At 44.4% G+C, this 4,377-nt stretch carries 6 protein-coding genes; 3 read left to right on the top strand and 3 right to left on the bottom strand.

Annotation, left to right across the window (positions count from 1 at the left end):
* Both NDI35_RS29555 and NDI35_RS29550 read left to right on the top strand, forming a co-directional pair.
* Positions 1 to 379, top strand: a 379-nt coding sequence (locus NDI35_RS29555; protein WP_445315811.1) for a transposase, incomplete at its 5' end; no start/stop codon positions are given.
* 227 nt (positions 380 to 606) lie between these two features.
* Entirely contained in the window at positions 607 to 1,173 is a 567-nt protein-coding gene (locus NDI35_RS29550) for a response regulator transcription factor (protein WP_445315810.1), read from the top strand.
* Positions 1,174 to 1,196: 23 nt separating this feature from the next.
* On the opposite strand, the gene NDI35_RS29545 is transcribed toward NDI35_RS29550, so the two are convergent.
* Positions 1,197 to 1,601 (bottom strand): gamma-glutamylcyclotransferase family protein, encoded by a 405-nt coding sequence (locus NDI35_RS29545; protein ID WP_445315809.1) that lies wholly within the window; start codon positions 1,599 to 1,601, stop codon positions 1,197 to 1,199.
* 120 nt (positions 1,602 to 1,721) lie between these two features.
* On the opposite strand from NDI35_RS29545, the gene NDI35_RS29540 reads away from it, so the two are divergent.
* Entirely contained in the window at positions 1,722 to 2,321 is a 600-nt protein-coding gene (locus tag NDI35_RS29540; protein WP_445315808.1) for a VOC family protein, read from the top strand.
* A 129-nt stretch (positions 2,322 to 2,450) separates the two neighbouring features.
* Here NDI35_RS29540 and NDI35_RS29535 read toward each other — a convergent pair whose 3' ends face one another.
* Positions 2,451 to 3,728, bottom strand: a complete 1,278-nt coding sequence (locus NDI35_RS29535; RefSeq protein WP_445315807.1) for a bifunctional sterol desaturase/short chain dehydrogenase — start codon at positions 3,726 to 3,728, stop codon at positions 2,451 to 2,453.
* 73 nt (positions 3,729 to 3,801) lie between these two features.
* Positions 3,802 to 4,257: a restriction endonuclease subunit R gene (locus tag NDI35_RS29530; protein ID WP_445315806.1), complete on the bottom strand. Its 456-nt coding sequence runs from the start codon at positions 4,255 to 4,257 to the stop codon at positions 3,802 to 3,804.
* Positions 4,258 to 4,377: the final 120 nt, after the last annotated feature.

Genomic DNA, 4,377 nt, shown 5'->3' with positions numbered 1-4,377 from the left:
ATTAATACGACTAGACTTGCATTCAGGACATTTGAGGGACTCTAATTTGCTGTTCATTGTTTTTCGTCAACTTTGCTCTCGATCGCTATATCATACATCAATTCAGCAACGCCTTACTTTGGCTTGTATCTTTGAGGTACAAGCCAACGGAAAAATTAAAAATGCTTTATTATTTAGCACTGATATTCACTTGCCACCTGAGCAAATTCTTGAATATTATCAGGCTCGCTTCCAGATTGAATTTATTTTTGGTGATGCCAAGCAATTTACGGGATCGTCTGATTGTCAAGCTCGTCATTTACCACGGCTGGATTTTCATTTTAATGCCAGTCTTATTGCCTTAAATTTAGCCAAACATCAACTCTCTAGTTGTCATTGATCTGCCAAGTCGTTTGTGTTTTTAATCTGTTCTTATAAACGTCTGGAATTCAATAAACACCTACTTTGTACCTTTATTGACAAGTTAGATTTAGAGGCGGATTTGATTTTAAATCATCCTAATCTTCCTTCAGTCTTGTCTTATGGTACTCTGGTGGCTTAAAAACTGTCCGGAGTATTGTTCCCTAATCACACTTGTCAATACCTACCACCTGAATCCTTACGCCAATGCTAGTAATTCTCGATTGGAATTTTCCGCATACTAAAGGCTATCACCTCTGCCAGGAAATGCAGCGCCGTACTAATGTTTTTGTGATCCTGCTAAGCAGCCGCACAGACGAAGCTGATAAACTTAAAGTCCTGTCCGCCGGTGCTGATGATTATATCTGTAAACCCTTTGCTTTGGCAGAGTTGGCAATTCGTATAGAAGTTGTGTTGAGACGCATGAGGTCTGTCACTTCATCACGTATTGTATTCGATAAATTCGCGATCGATTCAGCGCGCCGGGAAGCAACACTCAACGATCGCATTATCAAGTTAACAGCCTTGGAATTTAAGATATTGTATTTTTTGGCAAGTCATTCCGGTCAATCTTGGAGTCGCCAACAGCTAATTGAAAAAATTTGGGGGTGGAACTGCAACGACACAGGAGAAGAGAAAGTTGTTAGCGTACATATCGGTCAGATTGGCAAGAAAATGATTCAAGTTGATGCTAGTGGATCGCAGTTTATTAAAACTATTCGGGGTTACGGTTACAGGTTTGAGCCACCTTCGCCCACTGGAATGGCTATTTAGTAAGCTCATCGGCATTAACCACCTTATTTGGTGAAAAACCGATTTTCCCACCTGCCGTGGGGCAGCCAGATGCCTCCTAGGGAACGAACGCGATCGGGTAACATGAAGTATGCCCAAGCCGTCCCTAAAGGTTTGAGGTGTGGATCGAAGATTTCAATTTCCTGTCGCTGATATTCGTTTTGTGTCGGTTCCCGCAGCGGATGATAGTCTTCCAATCGGTCTAAATCGTCCAAAATAGCCGAGTTTGCGAAACAGAGGAGAAAACCGCAGACTGTGCCATCTCCGGCCATCATCGCAGGATAGCCGATCGGCAGCGCAAAAAGTTGACCCCGGGCGATCGCGGGGCAAGCATCCACAACTTTTCCTTCGCAGTAGCGGAGGTAGTTGGACTCCCCCGGTTTGAGTGTGCCGTATACAAAGACTTTCATCGGGTAGGGCTTAACCGCTAGTTTTTGCTAACATAGATGGCTAAGCTAATAGTTTAAGTCTCGCGAGCGATCGCGACTGCAATCTTGATAAATTTCGTTGTTTACCCTTTCTTATAATTCATGACTCTAGCAGTTAGTTTTATTGCTTTTGCACTTCGGCCTTTGTACTTGAGCTCTTTTTTGCCGTCCCTGCCCCTGGACAGCTTGTTTTCGACTCAAGGGATTATGGTAATGCTGCTGGCCGCCTATGCGGGGGCGATGTGGATGTTTCTCACCAGTGCTCCGAAGGTATACACCGTGATGGTATCGGATCTCGGACAAGCCAGGGAGTTCTATGAAGGTATGCTAAACCTGCCCGTAGCAGAAGTGCCGCTGCACTACTACTACAATTACGAGCAAACTTTGGGCACAACTGGTATTGATCCGCTGTATTTGTCGCCGAATGTCGGGAGGGCAACGACCTCTCAAACAATGGGGAGTCCCGATGGTTTGTGGTATCAGTTGATGAAAAATACCCAACTGCACATTATTAGCGGGGCCGGCGTAGGGGAAAAAAATCGCCCGCGTCACGTTTGTTTCGATCGCGATTGTTTGGATCAGCTATTGATGAGGGTACAAACTCGCGGCATTAGTTATAAAATTCGCCGGGAAAAGCCGCTAAATTTTTTAGTCAAGGATTACGACGGCCGCGTGATTGAAATGGCTGAGGTTAGTAATTAAATAATACTCGGCGGTTGAAACCGATCGTACACAAAATTTAGTCTCCCCAGAGAGGGACAAAAGAATCAAAGGGGTACTACATCCCAAGTTAGAAACCCGGTTTATCTAAAAAACCGGGTTTCTTGTTCATTAATTAATCTTAGATTCAACGCTAGATTTTTCCGATGCCACCGCTGCTTTAATCTCTGGAATAGCTTTCCGGCTGAAGATTTGGAAGTAGAGAGAAACAAAAAACTCTTTGACTGGAAAAACGATAAAAGTCAAAGGATTAATTGTCACGATGATATTGCGGGCATCGGCTTTAGCTTGTTGGACAATTTGCTGTGCTACCCAATCTGGAGACATAATGCCGATCGGGTTTAAGTTGCTTTTAAACGGCCCTAAAATCAGTTTGCGAACGATGCAAGGTGCATCTAGCCGGCGCAGGGTGACTAAATCTCCCAGGGCGCGTTTGCTGAGTTCGTACAGGGGACTGACAGCGGGAATTACTTCGGCTTCTGAAGTGTTGATCCAGACTTCTTTGCAAGCGATGTTTTCGTTAGTGCGGACTGTTAAGAAAAAGAGTTCCATCAGCCGCCATGCGGAAAAAGTGTTAATTTCGTAGGAGTTTGCGATCGCCTCTCCTGTTCTTTCTCCGTGTACATTAATCCCGTGATTGATGACGAGAATATCGATTTTTTCTAAAAATAGGGCTAAGTCTGCCTCTTGGCCAGCTTGCCAAGTTACGGTTTTTACAGGTAAATTTTCGCCGTCTACATCCAAAGTAATTTCCTCATTTCCAGAGGTGAGGGCGATCGCTTTTGCACCAGCTTTGTGCAGGTGTTTGAGTAGCGAACGACCTAAAGTTCCAGATGCACCGGTGACGGCTACAGTTTTGCCTTTGAGAGAAAGTGCTGTACCCATAAGTTTATCTATTAAGGTGAAAGTACCGCAATAGTAAGCATTTTGATTGTCGAAGTGATGCCGCCAGTGATAAGGTTTATTAACTAACCACTTGCCAGGGGGAGTCAAAAAGTCTCCCGGTTGGTGGGTGATGTCGGTTAATTCGTCTGCACCTTTTATGCCGCACGCGCGGGCGATCGCGCTCAACAAAAAGCCTAAAGTATAAATACAACCGGCTGCTGCACCCCAGTGGTATTCCGGCAGCCCAAAATAAGCTACAACCCACAGCAACAAGCCCAAAACCATCATCGCCGCAGCTTCGGGCACGTCGTGACGCCAGTGTGCTTGCTTGTAAATTGTCTCGCTGACGGGGGTCAAATTCGGGCGGAAAACGCGGTGATGCCAAGTGTGCAGCTTTTGCAGGGGGGCCCAATAATGGGACACTACGTGATAAAAGTCTCGTATTATTTCTGCCCAGCAGACAGAAGCTATTGCCACAGCGCCGACTATCCAGTAATTTACCATGCTCGCACCAGTTTGAAATTTGAGATATTAGATATTGTCTACTTTGAAAGATAACTCAAAATGGCTTTTATTGCTAGTCTGGAAGTTGACTCAGGCGTTTTAAAATCTGCAAAACCCGGTACAATTCATTGCCGGGATTGCGGATTACAAATTCTGGAGATAAGGCATACTGAGCTATTTCGCCTCTGACTAACTTGACAAAACTAAAGTTAGCACCTGTGGAAATCATCCCAAAAGTAGGAGTTTCGGGATCGGGATCGGCGAGCATATATGTCAATAGTTGGGCAAGTGCTTCGTCAGTTGAAAACGAAAGTTGTTTGGATTCAATTACTGTCACCCACAAGTTTGCTTTCATAATTAGGATATCTATTCTGCCTTCGATGATTCTGCCTTCGTCTTCCTCTTGAATGGATATCGACTTTTCGGCTTTGACTTGAAAAGGAGACTCATACAGACCGGCAATAAACAAAATGGGGCTGATGATTGTTAGCTTGACTGCATTTTCCAATACAGGCGGGGTGTCTACCAAGTTGAAGTATAGTCATTTCAAATAAATGTGAGACAAATGCAAGATGATGTAAAATCAAGAAAAATTGTTAACTCGGAGCCGAAAAATGGCATACAGTCTAGATTTGAGAAAAAGAGTAGT

The organism is Microcoleus vaginatus FACHB-2002, assembly GCF_040004035.1.
GTDB classification, from domain to species: Bacteria; Cyanobacteriota; Cyanobacteriia; order Cyanobacteriales; family Microcoleaceae; genus Microcoleus; species Microcoleus vaginatus_C.
Note: the sequence above shows the minus strand (reverse complement) of the source record. Positions and strands in the feature narration are given on the sequence as shown.